The following is a 3,318-nucleotide window of genomic DNA, read 5'->3' on the forward strand; positions in this document are numbered from 1 at the left end:
GGCATAGACCTTCTGGTCATGCCTTGCCTTTTGAATGACAAATTGTCGCCCTGGGCGTCGCGCAGCGTCGGCTGGTCCGCCGTTCGGTAGAACGGCGGAACCAATTAGTACATCTTTGCGCCGGCGGGGATGGAGGCGTCGAGCTGGATCAGGTTGAGGCGCTCCTCACCATCCTCCTCGTGGATGGCACTGATGAGCATGCCGCAGCTGGGGATGCCCATCATCTTGCGCGGAGGCAGGTTGGTGATGGCGAGCAAGGTCTTGCCGACCAGGTCCTCGGGCTCGTAATAAGCGTGAATACCGGAGAGGATGGTGCGGTCGGTACCGGTACCGTCGTCGAGCGTAAAGTTCAGCAGCTTCTTGGACTTCTTGACGGCCTCGCATGCCTTGACCTTCACAGCGCGGAAATCGCTCTTGGAGAAGGTATCAAAGTCGACGAACTCCTCAAACAGCGGCTCAACGGCGATCTTGGAGTAATCGAGCGTGGGCTTAAGCGACTTAACGAACGGGCTCGCGGCGTTGCCGGCCTCTGCAGCCTTGGCGGCAGCGGCACCGGACTGGAAACCCTTCTCGGGCTTCATGTGCGGGAACAGCAGGACGTCGCGGATAGAAGCCTGGTTAGTAAGCAGCATGACCACGCGGTCGATACCAATGCCAATGCCGCCCGCGGGAGGCATACCGTACTCGAGGGCGCGCACGTAGTCCTCGTCATACTCCATAGCCTCATCGTCGCCGCCGGCCTTCTCGGCCATCTGGGCAGCAAAGCGCTCAGCCTGGTCGACCGGGTCGTTGAGCTCGGAGAATGCGTTGGCGTACTCGTGGCCGGCGATGACCAGCTCAAAGCGGTGAGTCAAACGCGGGTCGTCCTCAAAACGCTTAGCGAGCGGGCTGACCTCGATGGGGTAATCGCACACGAAGGTCGGGTTGACGATGGTGTCCTCGCCCAGCTCATCGTAAATCTCGGCGATGATCTTGCCGGCAGTCCACTCGGGCTTGATCTCCAGGCCCTTCTCGCGCGCGGCGGCAGCAAGCTCCTCGACCGGCGTGTCGATGGTGACCTGCTTGCCGAGCACGTCGGAGACGATGTCGGTCATGGGACGGCTGGCCCACTCACCAGAAAGGTCGATGGTCTGGCCCTGGTACTCGATGACCTCGGGGTTGCCGATGGCCTTGTTAGCCGCCTTAATGACACCCTGGGCGAGCGCCTTCATGCCCTCGAGGTCTGAGAAGGCACGGTAGGCCTCCATCGTGGTGAACTCGGGGTTGTGGGTAAGGTCCATGCCCTCGTTACGGAAGATGCGGCCGATCTCGAACACGCGCTCAAAACCACCGACGATGCAGCGCTTGAGGTGCAGCTCGGTGGCAATACGCAGGTAGCACTCCTGATCGAGCGCGTTGAAGTGGGTAATGAACGGCTTGGCAGTAGCGCCGCCTTGGATGGTCTGCAGGATGGGGGTCTCGACCTCCATGTAGCCGTCGGACTCCATAAAGCGACGGAAGGTGGAGAGAATCCGCGAACGCTTACGGAAGGTCTCGCGAACGTCGTCGTTGGCGATCAGGTCGACATAGCGCTGGCGATAGCGGGTCTCCTTGTCGGAAAGACCGTGGAACTTCTCGGGCAGCGGACGAACGGCCTTGGCAAGCAGGGTCGCGCTCTTAGGGGCAACGGAAAGCTGGCCACGCTGGGTGCGCACGACCACGCCGGTCACGCCCAGGATGTCGCCCAGGTCGAGGGCCTTGAGCGTACTCCAGGCAGCCTCGTCCATGTCGTTGATGCGGCAGAACAGCTGAATCTCGGCAGTCGCATCACGCACGACGATGAACATGATCTTGCCCTGACCGCGCTTGGCAACCACACGGCCAGCGATCTTCACGACGTCCTCGGTGTCCTCGCCATCGGCAAGCTCGGCGTACTTAGCCTCGATATCGGCGACGTAGTCCTCAAGCTCAGAGTGCTCGGGATAGGGGTTCTGGCCCGCCTCGAACAGGGCGGCGCGCTTGGCCAGGCGGGTGGCGCGCTCGTCGTTGAGCGTCGATGCCTGATCTGCGGCGTTCTGGTTCTCTGCCATAAGTTAGCTCCTCAAACTAAAACGCTCCCCAGGATTCGGTCCCAGGGAGCGAAAACATACCTTTACGCGGGACCGTGGTCTAGCGTGCGATCTTGGCGATGGTGTAGACGCGAGTCTTGCCGGAAGGCGTAACGACCTCGACGGAATCACCCTCGCCGTGACCGATGATGGCGTGACCGACCGGAGACTCGTTGGAGATCTTGCGCTCGAGCGAGTTGGTCTCGGTGGTACCGACGAGCGTGACTTCCATGACCTCACCGTTGGGATCAATCAGAGAAACGGTGGAACCGATGGAGACGGTCAGATCGCCCGTGGTGGCAGCAACCTGAGCGTTGGCGAGGATGGCCTGGATCTCGGCAATACGAGCGGCGTTCTGGGCCTGCTTGTCCTTAGCGGCATCGTACTCGGAGTTCTCCGAAAGGTCGCCGAACGCGCGGGCTTCCTTGATGTCCTCGACGATCTCCTTGGCGTAATCGCCCTCACGCCAAGCGAGCTCCTCGACGAGCTTCTGGCGGCCCTCAGCGGTCAGTACGATCTGGCTTGCGTCCATACGGATATCTCCCCAACTCTGATCAAACAATCAACTGTCAACAAAACGAAAAAGACCGGCTAGCCTGCGGGCAAGCCGGTCAGGTGCTCACCCCAAAGGGATGGGACTACTCTGCGTCCGCGTCGCTGTCCTCTGCCTGCTTCTTCTTGGCAGCAGCGAGCTTAGCCTCGAGCTCAGCGATCTCCTTGTCCTCCTCGGACTGCTCGACCACGACCTCCTCGGCCTGCTTGGTCTCGGCCTTATCGTCGCCCTCCATACCCTCGCGGATATTCTTGACGGTAGAGCCGAGGGACTTGCCGAGCTTCGGCAGGTTCTTGGGCCCGAAGATAATCAGGACAACGACGAGAATAATGATGAGCTCAGGAGCCCTCAGTCCAAACATGTAGACCTCCACAATACAGCGAGACAAGCTCGAATGAGTATACCGCGGCTATCGCGGTATCACAACAATAGCTAAAAAAAGGGACCGCAAGAAGCGGTCCCTCCTCATGCTCTGGTCGGGTTGACTGGATTTGAACCAGCGACCCCTGCGTCCCGAACGCAGTGCTCTACCAAACTGAGCCACAACCCGTTAGCTCGACTATAGTAACAAAGATTTCCGTCGTGTGCTAGAGAAATTTTTACTTCTTTGGCACTTCGACGCGAACCCTTGATTATCGACTTCATCCGAACACCTCCCACATTCATCCGTACATGTAC

The 3,318-nt window shown here is 59.8% G+C and carries 3 protein-coding genes and 1 tRNA gene; all 4 read right to left on the reverse strand.

The features are described from left to right. Positions 1-104: 104 nt before the first annotated feature. Positions 105-2,069, reverse strand: coding sequence for a lysine--tRNA ligase (gene lysS / locus I2D41_RS08110; RefSeq protein WP_195364186.1), 1,965 nt, complete (start codon positions 2,067-2,069; stop codon positions 105-107). A gap of 79 nt (positions 2,070-2,148) precedes the next feature. Beyond that, entirely contained in the window at positions 2,149-2,619 is a 471-nt protein-coding gene (gene greA / locus I2D41_RS08115) for a transcription elongation factor GreA (protein WP_117806092.1), read from the reverse strand. A 106-nt stretch (positions 2,620-2,725) separates the two neighbouring features. Then, complete coding sequence (tatA, locus tag I2D41_RS08120) at positions 2,726-3,001, reverse strand: twin-arginine translocase TatA/TatE family subunit (RefSeq protein ID WP_022094895.1); 276 nt, start codon at positions 2,999-3,001, stop codon at positions 2,726-2,728. A gap of 112 nt (positions 3,002-3,113) precedes the next feature. Continuing rightward, positions 3,114-3,190: transfer RNA gene (locus I2D41_RS08125), tRNA-Pro, on the reverse strand. Positions 3,191-3,318: the final 128 nt, after the last annotated feature.

Source organism: Collinsella aerofaciens (assembly GCF_015552075.1).
Lineage (GTDB): Bacteria > Actinomycetota > Coriobacteriia > Coriobacteriales > Coriobacteriaceae > Collinsella > Collinsella aerofaciens_Y.

What these genes read in the sequence shown, in the direction of transcription:
- lysS (WP_195364186.1), bottom strand. Translation starts at nt 2,069, where the DNA reads ATGGCAGAGAACCAGAACGCCGCAGATCAGGCATCGACGCTCAACGAC.
- greA (WP_117806092.1), bottom strand. Translation starts at nt 2,619, where the DNA reads ATGGACGCAAGCCAGATCGTACTGACCGCTGAGGGCCGCCAGAAGCTC.
- tatA (WP_022094895.1), bottom strand. Translation starts at nt 3,001, where the DNA reads ATGTTTGGACTGAGGGCTCCTGAGCTCATCATTATTCTCGTCGTTGTC.